At 72.9% G+C, this 19475-nt stretch carries 15 protein-coding genes; 7 read left to right on the top strand and 8 right to left on the bottom strand.

The genetic code is table 11. The annotated features are described in order from the left end of the window. The first annotated feature begins 35 nt into the window (after positions 1–35). Positions 36–1265: a cysteine--1-D-myo-inosityl 2-amino-2-deoxy-alpha-D-glucopyranoside ligase gene (gene mshC / locus ABGB06_RS28980; RefSeq protein ID WP_347594732.1), complete on the top strand. Its 1230-nt coding sequence runs from the start codon at positions 36–38 to the stop codon at positions 1263–1265. Between the two features lie 17 nt (positions 1266–1282). Here the strand turns inward: mshC and ABGB06_RS28975 are convergent, their stop codons facing one another. The 5 genes from ABGB06_RS28975 to ABGB06_RS28955 all read right to left on the bottom strand — a co-directional run bounded on the left by ABGB06_RS28975 (position 1283) and on the right by ABGB06_RS28955 (position 7579). Further along, positions 1283–2320, bottom strand: coding sequence for a PAC2 family protein (locus tag ABGB06_RS28975; protein ID WP_347594730.1), 1038 nt, complete (start codon positions 2318–2320; stop codon positions 1283–1285). A 228-nt stretch (positions 2321–2548) separates the two neighbouring features. Beyond that, positions 2549–4174: a glycerol-3-phosphate dehydrogenase/oxidase gene (locus ABGB06_RS28970; protein WP_347594728.1), complete on the bottom strand. Its 1626-nt coding sequence runs from the start codon at positions 4172–4174 to the stop codon at positions 2549–2551. Between the two features lie 90 nt (positions 4175–4264). Then, positions 4265–5794 carry a glycerol kinase GlpK gene (gene glpK, locus ABGB06_RS28965; protein ID WP_347594726.1) on the bottom strand — a complete coding sequence of 510 codons (1530 nt, stop codon included), beginning with the start codon at positions 5792–5794 and terminating at the stop codon, positions 4265–4267. A gap of 41 nt (positions 5795–5835) precedes the next feature. After that, positions 5836–6648, bottom strand: a complete 813-nt coding sequence (locus ABGB06_RS28960) for an MIP/aquaporin family protein (RefSeq protein WP_347594724.1) — start codon at positions 6646–6648, stop codon at positions 5836–5838. A 166-nt stretch (positions 6649–6814) separates the two neighbouring features. Further along, on the bottom strand, positions 6815–7579 hold the full coding sequence (locus tag ABGB06_RS28955) for an IclR family transcriptional regulator (protein ID WP_347594722.1): 765 nt from the start codon (positions 7577–7579) through the stop codon (positions 6815–6817). 270 nt (positions 7580–7849) lie between these two features. Here ABGB06_RS28955 and metH point away from each other — a divergent pair, with 270 nt between their 5' ends. From metH to ABGB06_RS28940, 3 genes are all read left to right on the top strand, one after another. Further along, positions 7850–11419, top strand: a complete 3570-nt coding sequence (metH, locus tag ABGB06_RS28950) for a methionine synthase (RefSeq protein WP_347594720.1) — start codon at positions 7850–7852, stop codon at positions 11417–11419. A gap of 130 nt (positions 11420–11549) precedes the next feature. Beyond that, positions 11550–12320, top strand: a complete 771-nt coding sequence (locus tag ABGB06_RS28945; RefSeq protein ID WP_347594718.1) for an HAD family phosphatase — start codon at positions 11550–11552, stop codon at positions 12318–12320. A 78-nt stretch (positions 12321–12398) separates the two neighbouring features. Then, positions 12399–13994, top strand: coding sequence for an ABC transporter substrate-binding protein (locus ABGB06_RS28940; protein WP_347594717.1), 1596 nt, complete (start codon positions 12399–12401; stop codon positions 13992–13994). Positions 13995–14015: 21 nt separating this feature from the next. Here ABGB06_RS28940 and ABGB06_RS28935 read toward each other — a convergent pair whose 3' ends face one another. After that, the gene (locus ABGB06_RS28935; RefSeq protein WP_347594715.1) at positions 14016–14684 is read right to left on the bottom strand and encodes a response regulator transcription factor; all 669 of its coding nucleotides are present in this window, start codon (positions 14682–14684) and stop codon (positions 14016–14018) included. A 36-nt stretch (positions 14685–14720) separates the two neighbouring features. Beyond that, on the bottom strand, positions 14721–15863 hold the full coding sequence (locus ABGB06_RS28930; RefSeq protein ID WP_347594713.1) for a PD-(D/E)XK nuclease family protein: 1143 nt from the start codon (positions 15861–15863) through the stop codon (positions 14721–14723). A gap of 126 nt (positions 15864–15989) precedes the next feature. On the opposite strand from ABGB06_RS28930, the gene ABGB06_RS28925 reads away from it, so the two are divergent. The 3 genes from ABGB06_RS28925 to ABGB06_RS28915 all read left to right on the top strand — a co-directional run bounded on the left by ABGB06_RS28925 (position 15990) and on the right by ABGB06_RS28915 (position 18897). Then, entirely contained in the window at positions 15990–17243 is a 1254-nt protein-coding gene (locus ABGB06_RS28925; RefSeq protein ID WP_347594712.1) for a site-2 protease family protein, read from the top strand. A 56-nt stretch (positions 17244–17299) separates the two neighbouring features. Continuing rightward, on the top strand, positions 17300–18187 hold the full coding sequence (locus ABGB06_RS28920; RefSeq protein WP_347594711.1) for a tRNA (adenine-N1)-methyltransferase: 888 nt from the start codon (positions 17300–17302) through the stop codon (positions 18185–18187). Positions 18188–18336: 149 nt separating this feature from the next. Beyond that, positions 18337–18897: a hypothetical protein gene (locus ABGB06_RS28915; RefSeq protein WP_347594710.1), complete on the top strand. Its 561-nt coding sequence runs from the start codon at positions 18337–18339 to the stop codon at positions 18895–18897. A gap of 49 nt (positions 18898–18946) precedes the next feature. On the opposite strand, the gene ABGB06_RS28910 is transcribed toward ABGB06_RS28915, so the two are convergent. Then, entirely contained in the window at positions 18947–19261 is a 315-nt protein-coding gene (locus ABGB06_RS28910) for a ferredoxin (protein ID WP_347594708.1), read from the bottom strand. Positions 19262–19475: the final 214 nt, after the last annotated feature.

Raw genomic sequence — 19475 nt, 5'->3', positions numbered from 1 at the left:
CGTCCGGGGGTCGATCCTCCGGTTAGGCTCGGGGCATGTACGCCTGGCCCGCCCCCAACGTTCCCGCTCTGCCCGGTCAGGGGCCCGACCTCACTGTTCACGACACGGCGTCGGGCGGACGGGTCACCCTCACCCCCGGGCCGGTTGCTCGGCTGTACGTCTGCGGGATCACGCCCTACGACGCCACACACATCGGGCACGCCGCCACCTACACGGCCTTCGACCTGGTGCAACGGGTCTGGCTGGACGCCGGCCACGAGGTGCACTTCGTGCAGAACGTCACCGACGTCGACGACCCGCTGCTGGAGCGGGCCGCCGACACCGGTGAGGACTGGCGGGCGCTGGCCGAGCGGGAGACATCGCTGTTCCGCGAGGACATGACCGCGCTCCGGGTGCTCCCGCCGCGGCACTACTGCGGCGCCGTCGAGTCGATACCGCTCATCATCCCGCTCGTGGAGCGGCTGCGGTCGCACTGCGCGGCCTACGACCTGGAGGGCGACGTCTACTTCTCGGTGGACGCCGACCGGCACTTCGGCTCGGTGTCCGGGCTGGACGCGGCCGCGATGCGGGTGCTCTCGGCGCAGCGCGGCGGCGATCCCGAGCGGCCCGGCAAGAAGAACCCGCTGGACCCGTTGCTGTGGCGCGCCGCGCGGCCGGGCGAACCGTCCTGGGACGGCGGCTCGTTGGGCCGGGGCCGACCCGGCTGGCACATCGAGTGCGTCGCCATCGCGCTGGAACACCTCGGCATGGGCTTCGACATGCAGGGCGGCGGCTTCGACCTCGCCTTCCCGCACCACGAGATGGGCGCCTCGCACGCCCAGGTGCTCACCGGCGACCATCCGTACGCCACCAGCTACGTGCACGCCGGGCTGGTCGCCTACGACGGCGAGAAGATGTCCAAGTCGAAGGGGAACCTGGTCTTCGTCTCCGCGCTGCGGAACGACGGTGTGGACCCGGCCGCGATCCGGCTGGCCCTGCTCGCCAACCACTACCGCACGCACTGGGAGTGGACGGACGCGGTGCTGGCCGACGCGGTGGCCCGCCTGGCGCGCTGGCGGGCGGCGGTCTCCCGGCCGGACGGGGCGCCCGCCGACGAGGTGCCGCGGCGGATCCGTGCCGCACTGGCCGACGATCTGGACGCCCCGTCCGCGCTCACGGCGGTGGACGACTGGGCCGAGACGCAGCTGGCCACCGGGGGCGACGACCCGGGCGCCCCCGGGCTGGTGAGTCGGGCCGTGGACGCCCTGCTGGGCGTGGCGATCTGAGCGACCGGGCGCGGCGGCTACTCGTCGCCGTCGCCCTGGCCGCTCTGGTCCTGACCGCTCTGGTCGCCCCGTCCGCTCTGGTCGCCTCGGTCGCCCTGATCGGACGACGGCTCGTTCTCGGGCGGCCGGCGGCGCGGCCGGGTCCGGCCGCTGCCCGGATCGCGCAGGTACGTGCCGCTGCCGCCGTCGACGCCCGGCGTCGAGCCGTCCCGGCGGCGTAGGTACCGCTCGAACTCCTTGGCGATCGCCTCGCCCGACGCCTCCGGCAGCTCGGCGGTGTCCCTGACCTGCTCCAACGACTGCACGTACTCGGCGACCTCGCTGTCCTCGGCGGCCAGCTGGTCCACGCCGATCTGCCAGGCCCGGGCGTCCTCCGGCAGGTCGCCCAGCGGCACGCCCACGCCCAGCAGGTCCTCCAGGGCGTTCAGCAGGGCCAGCGACGCCTTCGGGTTCGGCGGCTGCGACACGTAGTGCGGCACCGCCGCCCACAGGCTCACCGCCGGCACCCCGGCGTGCGCACAGGCCTCCTGAAGGATGCCGACGATGCCGGTCGGCCCCTCGTACCGCGACTCCTCCAGGTCCAGGGTGCGCGCGAGCTCCTCGTCCGACGTCACGCTCGTCACCGGAACCGGACGGGTGTGCGGGGTGTCGCCCAGCAGCGCGCCGAGCACCACCACCATCTCCACGCCCAACTCGTGGGCGAAGCCGAGGATCTCGTTGCAGAACGAGCGCCACCGCATGCTCGGCTCGATGCCGCGCACCAGCACCAGGTCCCGCCGACGCTCGGCGCCGTGCTCCGAGCCGACCCGCGCGACGGACAGCCGGGTGGTCGGCCAGGTGACGCGCCGCACGCCGGCGTCCAGCCACATGTGCGGCCGGTTCACCTGAAAGTCGTAGTAGTCCTCGGCGTCCAACGCCGCGAACACCTCGCCCTTCCACTCCCGTTCGAGATGGGCGACCGCGGCGGAGGCGGCGTCACCGGCATCGTTCCAGCCTTCGAACGCGGCCACCATGACCGGGTCGACCAGCTCGGGAATGCCCTCGAGCTCGATCACCCAGCGCCTCCTTCCGGCCGGTGCGGGACGGCCCGCCCCGGCTGCCGATGTTTCCGTGCGGCCCCAGCCTACGGCGTCACCGTGCCCACCCCGCAGCCCTCGTACGCATGGGGACGGCCCCGCCCCGGCCGCGCTCCCGCCGGTGCTGCGTCACGCTCCGCCGCACCACCGTCGCGCTCCGGTTCCGCGCCGGTGGCCACCGCTCGTCGGCCCCCGGGGCCCAGCCGACTAGCCGGCGCCGCCCAGCAGCCGGGCCACCCGGGCCCGGACCTCGTCGGTGTCCAGGCCGCGCACGGTCAGCGTGGTACGCCGGCGGAGCACGTCGTCCACGGTCTCGGCCCACTCCTGGTCTCGCGCGTAGACGACCTGGGCCCAGATCTCGGGCCCGTCGGGGTGTACCGGTTCGCCCAGGGCCGGGTCGCGCCGCACCAGGTCGGCGACCTCGAAGGCGAGCGAGCCGTAGTGGGTCGCGAGGAACCGGGCGGTCGCCGGGTCCATGGGGGCGGCCAGCTCCCGGTCGGCCAGCAGCCGGTGGGCCACCGCGTTGGGGTTGGCCACGCCGGGCAGCGGTACCCGGCGGACCAGGCCGGAGACCGGCTCCATCTCGGCGCCGAGATCCGCGCCGGGCACGCCGGGCAGCGAGGCCAGCCGGGCGAGCACGCCGCGGCCGATGTGCCGGTAGGTGGTCCACTTGCCGCCCGCCACCGACAGCATGCCGCCCCGGCCCTCGGTCAGCACGGTCTCGCGCTTGGCCGACTCGACCCCGCCGGGCCCGCCGGGCAGCACCCGCAGGCCGGCGAACGCGTAGGTGAGCAGCGAGCGGTCCAGCTGCTCGTCGCGCACCGAACAGGCGGCCTCGTCGAGGATCTGGGTGATGTCCGCCTCGGTCGCCGCCACCTCGCCGGGATCGCCCTCGTAGACCTCGTCCGTGGTGCCCAGCAGCAGATGGTCCTCCCAGGGCAGCGCGAAGGTGATGCGGTACCGGTCGACCGGGGTGGCCAGCGCGGTGCGCCACGGGGTCGCCCGGCGCAGCACCAGGTGCGCGCCCTTGGACAGCCGGATGCTGGGCGCCGCGCCGGGGTGCTCCATCCGGCGCAGGTGGTCCACCCACGGCCCGGTGGCGTTGAGCACCAGCCGGGCGGTGACGCCGAACTCGGTGCCGTCGAGCCGGTCCCGCAGTTCGGCGCCGGTGACCCGACCGCGGCTGGTGCGCAGCCCGGTGACCTCCGCGTGGTTGAGCACGGTGGCGCCGGACTGCACGGCCGCGCGCACCGTCATCACCGCGACCCGGGCGTCGTTCATCTGATGGTCGGCGTAGACGGCGACCGCGCGCAGGTGCTCGGTGCGCAGCGCCGGGTTCGCCGCCCTGGCCTTGGCCGGGGAGATGATCCGGCCGACGCCGTCGCCGAAGGCGGACAGCGCGGAGTAGGCGAAGACGCCGGCGCCCAGCTTGGCGGCGCCGTGCGGGCCGCCCTTGTAGACGGGCAGATGGAAGGTGAGCGGGTTGACCAGGTGCGGCGCCACGTCCCTGGCCAGCACGCGACGCTCGTGGTGGTTCTCGGCGACCAGCCGCACCGCCCCCGTCTGGAGGTACCGCAGGCCGCCGTGCACCAGCTTGGAGGAGGCGGAGGAGGTGGCGCCGGCGAAGTCGCCGGCGTCCACCATCGCCACCCGCAGCCCGGCCTGGGCGGCGTGCCAGGCCACCGAGGTGCCCAGGATGCCGCCGCCCACCACCAGAAGGTCGTAGACCGCCCCGGCCAGCCGCTCCCGCGTCGCGGCGCGCCGGTCGCCCCCGCTGGGCGCGGCGGATCCGGATATGGCGGCGGGGTCGGCGGTCGGGGGCGGGGTGCTCATCGCGTGGTTCCTCCTCGGCGTCCTGCGTCCATGGCGTCCGTCGGACGTCGCCCTGCTGTGGGCCGGCGTCGGGCCGGCGTCCGGTCGGGGTCAGTCCTCCTCGTCGAGCCAGCCCATGGTCCGTTGCACCGCCTTGAGCCACAGCTGGTACTCGCGCTCCCGCTCGGTCGGGTCCATGGACGGGGTCCACTCGGCGGCCCGCCGCCAGTTGGCCCGCAGCTCCTCGACGCTGGACCAGAAGCCGACCGCCAGGCCCGCGGCGTAGGCGGCGCCGAGGCAGGTGGTCTCGGAGACCATCGGACGCACCACGGGGGCGTCCAGGAAGTCCGTGATGTTCTGCATCAGCAGGTTGTTCGAGGTCATCCCCCCGTCCACCTTCAACGAGGTGAGCTCGACGCCCGAGTCCTTCTTCATCGCGTCGACGATCTCGCGGGTCTGCCAGGCGGTGGCCTCCAGCACGGCACGGGCGATGTGCGCCTTGGTGACGTACCGGGTGAGGCCGGCGATCACGCCGCGGGCGTCGGAACGCCAGTACGGGGCGAACAGGCCGGAGAAGGCCGGCACGAAGTAGGCGCCGCCGTTGTCGTCCACCGACAGGGCGAGCGTCTCGATCTCCGCGGCGCTGTTGATCAGGCCCATCTGGTCGCGCATCCACTGCACCAGGGCGCCGGTGATCGCGATGGATCCCTCCAGCGCGTACACGGGCTGCTGGTCGCCGATGCGGTAGCCGACGGTGGTGATCAGGCCGGCGTAGGAGTTGATCGCCTCGCTGCCGGTGTTCATCAGCAGGAAGGTGCCGGTGCCGTACGTCGACTTGGCGTCGCCGACCGAGAAGCAGGTCTGGCCGAAGAGCGCCGCCTGCTGGTCGCCGAGCGCCGAGGCGACCGGCACGCCGTCCAGCGGGCCGCCCTTGGCGTGCCCGTAGATCTCGGAGGAGGACCGGATCTCCGGCAGCACGGACGGCGGCACGCCGATCGAGGTGACGATGCGCTCCTCCCACGACAGGGTGCGGAGGTTCATCATCAGCGTGCGCGAGGCGTTGGTGACGTCGGTGACGTGCACGCCGCCGTCCACGCCGCCGGTGAGGTTCCAGATGACCCAGGAGTCCATGGTGCCGAACAGCAGCTCGCCGCGGTCGGCGCGCTCGCGCAGGCCCTCGACGTTGTCCAGCAGCCAGCGGATCTTCGGGCCGGCGAAGTACGAGGCCAGCGGCAGGCCGGTCTCCCGCCGGAACCGGTCCTGGCCGACGTTCCGTCCGAGCTCACGGCAGAGCGCGTCCGTGCGGGTGTCCTGCCAGACGATGGCGTTGTGCACCGGCTCACCGGTCGCCTTGTCCCACAGCAGCGTGGTCTCGCGCTGGTTGGTGATGCCGATGGCCTTGACGTCGTCCTTGGTGATCCCGGCCTTCTGCAGGGCGCCGGCGACCACCTCCTGGACGTTGGTCCAGATCTCGGAGGCGTCGTGCTCCACCCAGCCGGGACGCGGGAAGATCTGCTCGTGTTCCTTCTGGTCCACCGAGACGATGCGCCCGTCGCGGTCGAAGACGATGCAGCGGCTGGAGGTCGTGCCCTGGTCGATGGCCGCGATGTACTCGCGGGGGGCGGTGGGTGTGTCGGTCATACCGCGGCTCCTGATCGGTGAATGCGGCGGGGTGGGTGAGGTCAGTGGATGAGGTTGTGGATTCCGGCGGCCACCACGGCGCCGATGACGGGCCCGACCACGGGTATCCAGGCGTACTCCCAGTCGGAGCCTCCCTTGTTCGGCAGCGGCAGCAGGGCGTGCACGATCCGTGGGCCCAGGTCGCGGACCGGGTTGATCGCGTACCCCGTGGGGCCGCCGAGTGACAGGCCGAGGCCGAGCACCGTCAGCGCGACGATGAGGACGCCGGTGCCGGAGAGCACGAGACCCTCGTTGATCCCGACGCTCAGCACCAGCAGGATGAGGACGGCGGTGGCGATGGCCTCGGTGACCACGTTCTGCACCGGGTTGCGAATCTCGGGGGCGGTGGCGAAGACGCCCAGCACCGGGCCGGGAGCCTTGGGGTCGGCGGCCGGCCTGGGGCCCGCGTCCCGTGGCTGCTTCACCGTCTCGGGGCCGGGAGTCTGCGAGCCCCCGGTGACCTCGAGACCGCGCAGATGCGCCTCGAAGTGTCCGTAGTAGGCGAGCCAGACGAGCAGCGGGCCTATCAGGGATCCGAGCATCTGGCCGGCCAGGTAGGTCGGCACGTCGCCCCACTCGCCCGTGTCGACGGCCACGCCTATGGTGACGGCGGGGTTGAGATGGCCGCCGGAGAGCCCGAAGGAGATGTAGGCGCCGGCGAGCACGGCGATGCTCCACCCGAAGGTGACGGCAACCCAGCCCGCCTCGAACGCCTTGGATTTCTTGAGCGAGACGGCGGCGCACACGCCGCCACCGAGCAGGGTCAGCACGGCGGTGCCGACGACCTCGCCGAAAAAGATGTCGGAGCTGGACACCGTGACTCCTTTGTCCTACGTCCAGGGGATTGACGGTCAACCCTCGTCCATTGTTCGACAATGTCGACCATTGACCGGCAGTTTTTCTCCGGGAAGCCGTGCCGTCAAGAGGCTGTGCGGCAGAGAACTCACGGCGCCGGCGGATTCCCGACTCGTGGGGATTGTCCTAGAAACGCCCGACCCCGAGGTCGCGCGACACGGAACGGGCGCAGTCCCGTACCGCCGCGACCAGTCGGGGCCCCAGTTCGCCGTCGGACTGCATGCGCTCCACGGCGCCGGTGATGCCGACCGCGCCCACCGGCATCTTGCGGCGGTCGAGGATCGGCGCGGCGATCGAGGCCACCCCGTCCCATGTCTCGCCCACGTCGCTGGCCCAGCCGCGCGCCCGCACCAGATCGAGGCCCGCGTCGAACTCGGCCGGGTCGGTCACGGTGCGTGCGGTGATCGCCTGGAAGCCGCCGTCCATCGCCTCGTTGTGCGCCACCGGGTCGAAGGCGGCCAGAACCTTCCCCAGGGCGGTGCTGTGCAGGGGCTGCATGGCCCCGATCTCCAGCACCTGGCGGCTGTCGTCCGGCCGGAAGACGTGGTGCACGATCAGCACCCCCTGCTGGTGCAGCACGCCCAGATAGGCGCTCTCGCCGCTGGCCCTGGCCAGGTCGTCGGTCCACACCAGCGCCCGGGCGCGCAGCTCGTGCACGTCCAGGTAGCTGTTGCCGAGGCGCAGCAGCTCGGCGCCGAGCTGGTACCGCCCGGACCGCTCGTCCTGCTCGACGAAGCCCTCCTGCTGGAGCGTGCGCAGCAGGCCGTGCGTGGTGGCCTTGGCGAGGCCTATGGAGGAGGCGATGTCCGACAGGCCCAGGCGCCGCTCGCCACCGGCCAGCAGCCGCAGCACGGCCGCGGCTCGCTCCAGCGACTGAATGGTCCGCGCCATCGGGCTGCCTCCCTGCTGTCCATCACCATGACGGCCGCCCGGCCGCGCTGGCGGCGGGTGGCGGGGGACCGGCAACGGGTCACCGGCCCTGTTCGGCATTGTCGAACGACATCGGGTGATGTCGATACCCCCGGAAGCCGGAAATGAGTCTAAGGCCGTCCGGACCCCGGAATACCCGGGGACGCGCGGCCCGGTCCGGCTACGCTGGCCGGGTGCTCCCGGCGGCGCCGGGTGCATAGCCGACAGCCGTCGCATCCTGGGAGCCCGCCCATGACCTCGCTCAGTCCCCCCGAATCCGCCGACCGCCCCGCCGCCCCGCCGGACTCGACCGGGCTCGCCGACCAGCGGCAGCGCGCCGCCGCCCTGCGCGACGCCCTCGCCTCCCGCGTCGTGGTGGCCGACGGTGGGATGGGCACCATGCTCCAGGCGCAGGAGCCCTCGCTCGACGACTTCCAGCAGCTGGAGGGCTGCAACGAGGTCCTCAACGTCACCCGCCCCGACATCGTGGCCTCGGTCCACCGGGAGTACTTCCAGGCGGGCGTGGACTGCGTCGAGACCAACACCTTCGGCGCCAACCTGGCCGCCCTCGGCGAGTACGACATCGCCGACCGGATCGTCGAGCTGTCCGAGGCTGGCGGCCGGATCGCCCGCGAGGTGGCCGACGAGTTCACCGCCGCGGACGGGCGGCAGCGCTGGGTGCTCGGCTCGATGGGCCCCGGCACCAAGCTGCCCACCCTGGGCCACATCGGTTACGCCGCGCTCCGCGACGCCTACCAGCTGAACGCCGAGGGGCTGGTCGCCGGCGGCGCCGACGCGCTCGTCGTGGAGACCAGCCAGGACCTGCTGCAGACCAAGGCCGCGGTGCTCGGCACCCGGCGCGCCCTGGCCGCCACGGGCGTGGACCTGCCGCTGCTGGTCCAGGTGACCGTCGAGACCACCGGCACCATGCTGCTCGGCTCCGAGATCGGCGCCGCGCTCACCGCGCTGGAGCCGTTGGGCGTCGACATGATCGGGCTGAACTGCGCCACCGGCCCCGCCGAGATGAGCGAGCACCTGCGGTACCTCGCCCGGCACGCCAGGAAGCCGCTGTCCTGCATGCCCAACGCCGGCCTGCCCGTGCTGGGCCGGGACGGCGCCCACTACCCGCTCACCCCCGGCGAGCTCGCCGACGCCCACGAGACCTTCGTCGCCGAGTTCGGCCTGTCCCTGGTGGGCGGCTGTTGCGGCACCACGCCCGAGCACCTGCGCCAGGTCGTGGAGCGGGTGCGGGACCTGACCCCGGCCCCGCGCGACCCGCGCCCCGAGCCGGGCGCCTCCTCGCTCTACCAGACGGTGCCGTTCCGGCAGGACACCGCGTACCTGGCGATCGGCGAGCGGACCAACGCCAACGGCTCGAAGAAGTTCCGCACCGCCATGCTGGAGGGCCGCTGGGACGACTGCGTGGAGCTGGCCAGGGAGCAGATCCGCGAGGGCGCCCACCTGCTCGACCTGTGCGTGGACTACGTCGGCCGGGACGGCGTGGCGGACATGCGGGAGCTGGCCGGCCGGTTCGCCACGGCCTCGACGCTGCCCGTGGTGCTCGACTCCACGGAGCCCGGCGTGATCCAGGCCGGGCTCGAGGCGCTGGGTGGCCGCGCGGTCATCAACTCCGTCAACTACGAGGACGGCGACGGCCCCGACTCCCGGTTCGCCCGGATCACCCGCCTGGCGGTGGAACACGGCGCCGCGCTGATGGCCCTCACCATCGACGAGCAGGGCCAGGCCCGCAGCGTCGAGGCCAAGGTCGCCATCGCCGAGCGGCTGATCGCCGACCTCACCGGCACCTGGGGCGTCGCCGAGAGCGACATCATCATCGACTGCCTCACCTTCACCATCTGCACGGGACAGGAGGAGTCCCGCGAGGACGGCAGGAACACCATCGAGGCGATCCGCGAGCTCAAGCGGCGCCACCCGGACGTGCAGACCACCCTCGGCCTGTCCAACATCTCCTTCGGCCTCAACCCCGCGGCCCGCCTGGTGCTGAACTCGGTCTTCCTGGACGAGTGCGTCCAGGCCGGACTCGACTCGGCCATCGTGCACGCCGCGAAGATCCTCCCCATCGCCCGCATCGACGCCGAGCAGGTCGAGGTCGCCCTCGACCTGATCCACGACCGGCGCCGCCCCGGCTACGACCCGTTGCAGCGCTTCCTGCAGCTCTTCGAGGGCGTGGACACCAGGTCGATGAAGGCCGGCAAGGCGCAGGAACTGCTGGCCCTGCCGCTGGAGGAACGCCTCCAGCGCCGGATCATCGACGGCGAGCGCAACGGCCTGACCGACGACCTCGACGAGGCGCTCCGGGAGCGGCCGGCCCTCGACATCGTCAACGACACGCTGCTCGCCGGCATGAAGGTGGTCGGCGAGCTCTTCGGCTCGGGCCAGATGCAGCTGCCGTTCGTGCTCCAGTCCGCCGAGGTGATGAAGGCCGCGGTGGCCCACCTGGAACCGCACATGGAGAAGTCCGACGACGCCGGCAAGGGCACCATCGTGCTGGCCACCGTCCGCGGCGACGTCCACGACATCGGCAAGAACCTGGTGGACATCATCCTCACCAACAACGGCTACAACGTGGTCAACCTCGGCATCAAGCAGCCGGTCTCGGCCATCCTCGACGCCGCGGAGGAGCACCGGGCCGACGTGATCGGCATGTCCGGGCTGCTGGTGAAGTCCACCGTGGTGATGAAGGAGAACCTGGAGGAGCTCAACCGCCGCGGCATGGCCACCGACTTCCCCGTGATCCTCGGCGGTGCCGCGCTCACCCGCGCCTACGTCGAGCAGGACCTGCACGAGATCTACCAGGGCGAGGTCCGCTACGCCAGGGACGCCTTCGAGGGGCTGCGGCTGATGGACGCCCTGGTCGCGGTGAAGCGGGGCGTGCCGGGCGCCGTGCTGCCCGAGCTGAAGCGCCGCCGGGTGCCCCGCCGGGAGGCCGAGGGACCGGCCGGCGAGGGCGCCGCCGGCGCCGACGCGGCCGTGCCCGTGCGGTCGGCCACCGCCGTCGACGTGCCGGTGCCGCGGCCGCCCTTCACGGGCACCCGGGTGGTCCGGGGGATCGCCCTCAAGGAGTACGCCGAGTGGCTGGACGAGGACGCGCTGTTCAAGGGCCAGTGGGGCCTGAAGGCGTCCCGCGGCGCCGACGCCGCGTCGTACGAGGAGCTGGTGGAGATCGAGGGCCGGCCCCGGCTGCGCGGCTGGCTGGACCGGCTGCACACCGAGGGCCTGCTGGAGGCGGCCGTGGTCTACGGCTACTTCCCCTGCCACGCCGAGGGCGACGACCTGGTCATCCTCGACGAGGACGGCGGGGAGCGCACCCGCTTCACGTTCCCCCGGCAGAGCCGCGGTCGCCGGCTGTGCCTGGCCGACTTCTTCCGCCCCGCCGAGAGCGGCGAGCGGGACGTCGTGGCGCTGCAGACCGTCACCGTGGGGCCGCGGGTCAGCGAGGCCACCGCCGAGCTCTTCGCCGCGGACGCCTACCGCGACTACCTGGAGCTGCACGGCCTGTCCGTGCAGCTCGCCGAGGCGCTGGCCGAGTACTGGCACGCCCGGGTCCGTGCCGAGCTGGGCATCGCGGGCAAGGATCCGGAGCAGCTCGCCGGCATGTTCCGCACCGAGTACCAGGGCTGCCGCTACTCGCTGGGCTACCCGGCCTGCCCCGAGCTGGCGGACCGCGCCAAGATCGCCGAGCTGCTGCGCCCCGAGCGCATCGGCGTGACCCTCTCCGAGGAGTACCAGCTGCACCCGGAGCAGTCCACGGACGCGATCGTGCTGCACCATCCGGAAGCCAACTATTTCAACGCCCGCTAACGCCTCAGCGCCGGGCGTCGGGCGAGCGTTCATCTCCGGGCGTAGACTGGACGATCCGGTACAAGGCCGGCCACCCCTTTCGGGAGAGGGGCGTGGCCGGCCTTCTCGCCCCCTACGGAGGTGTGCGCGGATGACACGTTCCTTTCCGGCCCTCGACACCCGGCTGGTTCCCGAGCCCGACCCGCGGGCCGTCCTGCTCGACATGGACGGCACTCTCGTGGACACCGAGGGGTTCTGGTGGGACGCCGAGGTGGAGGTGTTCCGCGGCCTGGGGCACCGGCTGGCGGAGCGCCACCGGCAGGTGGTGGTCGGTGGCCCGATGACCCGCAGCGCGGGGTACCTCATCGAGCAGACGGGCGCCGACATCACGCTGGAGGAGCTGAAGGGGCTGCTCAACGCCGCGTTCCTGCGCCGCATCGACCGCGGTGTGGCACTGATGCCGGGCGCCCGGCGGCTGCTGACCGAGCTGGCCGCGCATGGCGTGCCCACCGCCCTGGTGTCGGCGTCGCACCGGACCGTCATCGACCGCATGCTGGTGTCGCTGGGCGCGGAGAGCTTCACGCTCACCATCGCCGGCGACGAGGTGCCGCGCACCAAGCCGCACCCCGACCCGTACCTGACCGCCGCGGCCCGGCTGGGCGCCGAGCCGGCGCGCTGCGTGGCCGTGGAGGACACGGCCACCGGGGTGGCGTCGGCCGAGGCGGCCGGCTGCCGGGTGATCGCGGTGCCCTCCGTGGCGCCGATCCCGCCCGCCACCGGCCGGATGGTGGTGGGCTCGCTCGAGGCCGTCGACCTGGCCTTCCTCCGCTCCCTGGCCGCCCCCGCCGCCGTGCGGACGACGCGCCCGCTGGGTCGCGGCCGGGCGGGTGCCCCCGCCGGTGGCGCGGGCCGCCCGGGTTAGCCTCGTCGAGGCCGCTCTCGCGCCGCGCACGCGGCCGGGCGGCGCGGCACGACGCACGAGAGACTGAGGAAGAAGCACGTGAGGAAACGCGTCCGGTGGGCGGCGGTCCCGCTTGTCCTGGGGCTGGCCGCCACCCTGCTCGGCGGCTGTGGATGGCTGGACGACGACGGCCCCGGCCAGGGCGAGGCGATCGTCATGGGGATGACGGACGACGTCCTCGCCGTCGACCCGGCCTCCGGGTACGACCCGGGCTCCTGGCTGGTGTTCAACAACGTCTTCCAGTCACTGCTGAGCTTCCCCCGCGGCGGCAGCGAGCCGCAGCCCGAGGCGGCCCAGGAGTGCGGGTTCACCGACCGGATCAGCCAGCGCTTCACGTGCATCCTGCGGGACGGTCTGACCTTCAGCAACGGCAACGAACTCACCTCGACCGACGTGCGCTACTCCTTCGAGCGCACGCTGCGCATCGACGACCCCAACGGCCCCGCCGTGATGCTCTCCTCCATCGACCGCATCGAGACGCCGGACGAGCACACCATCACCTTCCACCTGAGCCAGCCCGACGCCACGTTCCCGCTGAAGATCGCCTCCGGCGCGGGGTCCATCGTGGACCACCGGGAGTATCCGGCGAACACGCTGCGCACCGATGGCCAGGCGGTCGGCTCGGGCGTCTACACCCTGGAGACCTACGACCGCGACGAGGCCGTCTTCGAGGTCAACCCGGACTACCAGGGACCGGCCGAGGTGCAGAACTCCGGCATGACGATGCGGCTCTTCCACGGCGACAAGGAAGCGCTGAGGCGGGCCGTGGTCAGCGGCGCGGTGGACGTCGCCTACCGCGGGCTGTCGGCCGAGGACATCGCCGAACTGGAGACCTCCACGCTCGACCAGCACGACGACCTGAAGGTGGTGGACGGCACCAGCGCCGAGGTGCAGCACCTGGTCTTCAACATGGCCGACCCGGTGGCGGGTGAGCCGGCGGTGCGCCGGGCCGTCGCCTACCTGCTCGACCGGTCGGCGCTCACCCGGGACGTCTACCAGCGCACCACCGAACCGCTGTACTCCATCGTTCCCGCCGGTATCACCGGCCACAACACCGCCTTCTACGACCGCTACGGCAGCACCCCGGAGCCGGACCTCGCGGAGGAGGAGCTCCGGGACGCCGGCATCACCGAGCCGGTGCGGCTGACCCTGTGGGCCACGCCGGTGCGTTTCGGCCCCGACACCGTGGCCGCGTTCGAGTACCTCGCGAGGCAGCTCAACGACAGCGGTCTCTTCGAGGCCACCGTCCGCAGCGCGGACACCGAGGAGTTCGCCGAGGGCGTCGCGAACGGCGACTACGCCGCGTACGTGCGCGGCTGGGTGCCCGACTACCCGGACCCGGACAACTTCACCGCGCCGTTCTTCGGCCAGGACAACGTGCTGGCGAACCACTACGACGCCGGCCGGATCACCGACGAGCTGCTGCCGCGCACCGCCACCCAGAGCGACCGGGTGCAGACCATCGACGACTTCGGGACGATCCAGGACATCGTCGCCGACGAGCTGCCGCTGATCCCGCTCTGGCAGGGCCGGCAGTACGCGGTCGCCGCCGAGGACATCACCGGACTGGAGTGGACGCTGGACGTCTCCACCGTCTTCCGCTTCTGGGAGATCGGCAAGATCCCCGGCATGTAGCCGGTGCCCGCCCGGTGCCCGTCAGTTGCCCGGCCGGACCAGCCCGCTCTCGTAGGCGAAGACGGCGGCCTGCACCCGGTCCCGCAGCTCCAGCTTGGTGAGCACGTGGCCCACGTGCGTCTTCACGGTGGTCTCGCTGACGAACAGGTCGGCGGCGATCTCCGCGTTGGACAGGCCGCGCGCCACCAGCTTCAGCACCTCGACCTCGCGCTCGGTCAGCGTGGTCAGCGAGTCGGGCACCGGCTCCTCGCCCGAGGGCAGCCGGCCCGCGTACATGTCGAGCAGGCGGCGGGTGACGCTGGGCGCCAGCATCGCCTCGCCGGCCGCCACCACCCGAATGGCCTGCACCAGTTCGGCGGCCGGGGCGTCCTTCAGCAGGAACCCGCTGGCGCCGGCGCGGAGCGCCTCCACCACGTACTCGTCGAGGTCGAAGGTGGTCAGCACCAGCACCTTCGCGGGGCCGTCCTTGGCGGGGCCGGTGATCTGCCGGGTCGCCTCCACGCCGTCCATCCGGGGCATCCGGATGTCCATCAGCACCACGTCCGGCTGCAGCGCTCTGACCTGGTCGAGGGCCTGCAGCCCGTCGCCGGCCTCGCCGACGACGGCCACGTCCTGCTCCGCCTCGAGGATCATCCGGAACCCGGTGCGCAGCAGCGGCTGGTCGTCGACCAGCAGAACGCGGATCGGCATGGGGGCACCCTTCGGCTAGCGGAACCCCATTCTCGCCTACCGCAGCGCCGGTGCCTCGCCGGGGCGCTCCCCGGCCCTGACCGCCGCGCCGGGCTCGCCGCCGTCCCCTGTCCCGTCCTCGGTCCCATCCCCGGTCCCGTCCCCGGTCCCGTCCCCGGTCCCGTCCACGGCGCCGTCTCCGGCCTCGCCGCCGGCGGGGCCCTCGGCCCGCTCCGGCGCCGCGGACGCCCGGGCCTGGAGCGGCAACTCAGGCTGCACGACCAGCGGATACGGCGGGGGAGTGCCGCCGAACTCCGGGCAGCGCGCCTGGTGGTCGCACCAGCCGCACAGCCGGCTCCGGCTGGGTCGCCAGTCGCCCGACTCGGTGGCCCGCCGGATGGCCTCCCACAGGGCCAGCAGCTTGCGCTCCACGCCGAGCAGGTCCGACTCGTCCGGGTCGTACGTCAGCACCTCGCCGCTGCCCAGGTAGACCAGCTGCAGCCGGCGCGGCACCACGCCGCGCAGCCGCCACAGCACCAGTGCGTAGAACTTCATCTGGAACAGCGCGCCGCCCGCGAACTGGGGCCCCGGCGCCTTACCGGTCTTGTAGTCCACGACGCGGACCTCGCCGGTGGGCGCGATGTCCACCCGGTCGATCACGCCCCGCAGGCGCAGCCCGGACTCCAGCCGGGTCTCGACGAACAGCTCCCGCTCGGCCGGCTCCAGACGCGTCGGGTCCTCCAGCGAGAACCACCGCTCCACCAACTCCTCGGCGCCGGCCAGCCACTCCGCCAGCCGCGCCGGGTCCGGCGCCACCGGACCGGCCGCTCCGGACCCGTCCGCCTCCGCAGCGCCCCCGGCACCCTCCGCCGGGTCGCCGTCCTGCCGGCCCGCCGACGCCTCGGCCGCCTCGGCCGTCTCCGCCGCGAACAGCCCGGCCAGTTCGGGACGCCGGGCCAGCAGCCGCTCCCACTCCCGCACCACCAGCGCGCGGGCCCGCGGCACGCTCCGCTCCGCGGCGGGCACGTCGAAGACCCGCTCCAGCACCGCGTGCACCACGGTGCCGCGGGTCGCCGCGGCATTCGGTGCCTCGGGCAGTTTGTCGATCACCCGGAAGCGGTACAGCAGGGGACACTGCATGAAGTCCGCGGCCCTGGAAGGTGAAAGGGAATCTGGACGCGCGGTGGTTGACCGTTCCATGTGGCGAACCCTACGGCGCGTCACTGACAAGTAGCCGCTTACCATCGACTTCGGACCCGTACGCCCGGCATGATCGCTGCCGAGGCACCGGCGAGGTACGGAGCCCGTTCGCAGCAAGGGGACCTGGTGGGAGACTCGGAATCGGACCGGACACCGCGTGCCGGAGGCCAGAAGGGCCAGGACGACGGGCCGCCCCGCCCGAGGAGCGCCGGTGGCGGCCTGCTGATGGGCCGGGTGCTGGGCGTCCCGGTCTACGTCGCCCCCAGCTGGTTCCTGGTCGCCGCGCTCATCACCTGGTTCTTCGGCAACCAGCTGGACCGGGTGCTGCCCGAGCTCGGCGGCAGCCGGTATCTCGTGTCTCTCTTCTTCGCCGTCGCCTTCTACGCCTCGGTGCTGGTGCACGAGCTCGCGCACACCGTCGCCGCGCTCCGCTTCGACCTCCCCGTGCGCCGCATCCAACTGCAGTTCTTCGGCGGCGTCTCGGAGATCGAGAAGGACTCCCAGACCCCGGGACGCGAGTTCGTCCTGGCCGGCGTCGGGCCGCTGCTCTCGCTGGTGCTCGCCGGGGTCTGCTACGCCGGGATGCTCGCGGTCGAGTCCGGCACGGTGCCCGGCGTGCTGCTGGCCGGGCTGATGATCTCCAACCTGATCGTCGCCGTCTTCAACCTGCTGCCCGGGCTGCCGCTGGACGGTGGCCGGATGCTCCGCGCCGTCGTGTGGAAGCTGTCGGGCCGGCCCATGGCCGGCACCGTCGCCGCCGCGTGGACCGGCCGGGCGCTGGCCGTCGCCGTGCTCGTCGGCTTCCCGCTCGCCACCCACACCGGATCCCTCACCGACCGCGACTCGTTCACCGGCATCGCCTCGCTCACCGACGCCCTGCTGGCGGCGATCCTGGCCGCCATCATCTGGACCGGCGCGGGCAACAGCCTGCGGATGGCCCGGCTGCGCGAGCGGCTGCCCGACCTGACCGCCCGCCTGCTCACCCGCCGGGCGGTGCCGGTCTCCGGCGAGATGCCGCTGTCCGAGGCCCTGCGCCGGGCCAACGACGCCGGCGCCCGGGCGCTGGTCGTGGTGGACGGCACGGGCGAGCCGGTCGCGCTGGTGCGGGAGGCGGGCATCGCCGGCATCCCGCAGCACCGCCGCCCCTGGGTCCCGGTCGGCACCCTGGCCCAGGACCTCACCGAGGGCATGCGGATGCCCGCCGACCTGAGCGGCGAGGGACTGCTCGACCACCTGCGCGCCACCCCGGCCACCGAGTACCTGGTGGTCGAGGACACCGGCGAGATCTACGGCGTGCTGTCCACCAGCGACGTGGAACGCGCCTTCATCAACGCGATGTCCCGCACCGCCCCGTCCCCCGGCGCCTCACCCACCCCCTAGGTGTGTTGTCCCGGGCCCTGTTCGGCGCCACCACCCGGCTGGACTAGGGTGGGATCATGTCCGAACCGACCGGCGCCGCCCGCCGTCGCGGGCCCTTCCAGGTCGGGGACCAGGTCCAGCTCACCGATCCCAAGGGACGCCACTACACCTTCACGCTCGAGGCCGGGAAGAGCTTCCACACCCACAAGGGAGCCTTCCCGCACGACGAGCTGATCGGCGCCCCCGAGGGAACCGTCGTCCGCACCACGGGCAACGTCGCCTATCTGGCGCTGCGCCCCCTGCTCCCCGACTACGTCCTGTCCATGCCCCGCGGTGCCGCCGTGGTCTACCCCAAGGACGCGGGGCAGATCCTGGCCATGGCCGACATCTTCCCCGGGGCGCGCGTCGTCGAGGCCGGGGTCGGCTCGGGATCGCTGAGCACCTTCCTGCTGCGCGCCATCGGCGACCAGGGGATGCTCCACTCCTACGAACGGCGCGCCGACTTCGCGGACATCGCCAGGGAGAACGTCACCCGGTACTTCGGCGCCGAGCACCCCGCCTGGCGGCTGACCGTCGGGGACCTCCAGGACAACCTCTCGGACACCGACGTCGACCGCGTCATCCTGGACATGCTCGCGCCCTGGGAATGCCTGGACGCGGTCGCCAAGGCCCTGGTGCCCGGCGGCATCGTGTGCGCCTACGTCGCGACCACCACCCAGCTGGCACGCGTCGTGGAGACCGTCCGCGCGCACGGCAGCTTCAACGAGCCGACGGCCTGGGAGACCATGGTCAGGACCTGGCACGTGGAGGGCCTCGCGGTCCGCCCCGACCATCGGATGATCGGCCACACCGGCTTCCTGATGACCGCCAGGCGCCTCGCGGACGGCGTGGAGCCGCCCCGGCGGCGGCGCCGTCCGGCACCCGGCGCGTACGGCGAGGACTACACCGGACCCGGCGCGGACTGAGGCCGGGGAGCAGGGCGTACCCCGCCGTTCCCACCCCGTGTGAGATATGGCACGATGCCGGGACGCGCTGACGGCGGGCCCCTCGCGGGACGTTGTGGCGTTTCTCACGACCCCCAGGCGCCCCTCCTCTCGCCCTCAGGAGTCCCCGCGTGCAGCTCCCGGCCGGTCTCGACCTCCCGCACACCCGCGCCCGCGGCGTCCACTGGGTCACCACGGCGGCGGCGCTGGCCGCGGTGGCGGGCGGCGCGATCCTGGTGCAGCCGTCCGACGCCACCGCGAACGCTCCGGCCTCCGCCGCTCCCGGCCCCGACCCGTCGGCCGCCGAGTACCCGCTGGACTGCGGACCGCTTCCGATCCTGGTGACCGACCAGGTCGGCGTGGACTTCGACGGCGACGGCCACGCCGAGACCGTGGCGGCGGTGCGCTGCGACGCGGGCGGCGGGACCCCGCCCAGCGGCCTCTACGTGCTGACCGGGGCGGACGAGTCCGGCGGTGCGCCGCGGATCGCCGAGACGCTGGTGGACCCCGCCGAGGGCATGACGGTCGACGGCCTGGAGGCCGCCGGGCACGAGGTCTCCGTGCGGCTGTTCGGGTACTCCTCGATCGACGTGCCGCGCTCCCAGCCGGACCTCCAGCGGGACGTGACCTGGGCCTGGGAGGACGGCCGGCTGCGGCTGTCCGCCGAGACCCCGGCGGCGACCTCGGCCTGACCCCGGTCCGCTGGTGTGTCCGCTCCCGGCCCGGCAGGCCGGACAGGGCCTAGGCGGCGGCGTCCGGCCCGTACACCTCGGTGCGGTCGGAGACCCGGCGCACGTGGATGCACTCGCCCGGACAGTCCTTGGCCGACTCGGCGACGTCGCGCAGCAGGGGCAGCGGCACCGGGGCCGTCGCCCCGGGCTCGGTCAGCAGGTCCGCCTCCTCCCCGGCGGCCGCCGGGGGCTTCACATAGGCAAGGCCGTCGATGTCCAGTTCGAACACCTCTGGCGCGTACTGCGCGCAGATCCCGTCACCCGTGCAGAGGTCCTGGTCGATCCAGACCTCAAGAGCCTCGGCGGTTTCGTTCGACGCGGTCATGTGGCCTACCGTTCCTAGAAGGGGTCCTCGATCCCGGGACGCAAAGACAGCCGTCCCTGACGGGTGTTGACCAGTCCCGACGATACAGCGCCCCGCTTTCCGACGAGGCAGGGTGGGTATTCCCTGGCGTGAGGGAGTGCGCAAGGGTGAAGATCGGACACACCCCGACCGTCTTTGTGATCTAGGGGTTTCGAACTACACCGGTCCAGGTAGG

Source organism: Streptomyces sp. B6B3, from assembly GCF_039871525.1.
In the GTDB taxonomy this organism is placed as follows: domain Bacteria; phylum Actinomycetota; class Actinomycetes; order Streptomycetales; family Streptomycetaceae; genus Streptomyces.
The sequence above is the reverse complement of the archived record's forward strand: the minus strand, read 5'-3'. Positions and strand labels throughout refer to the sequence as shown.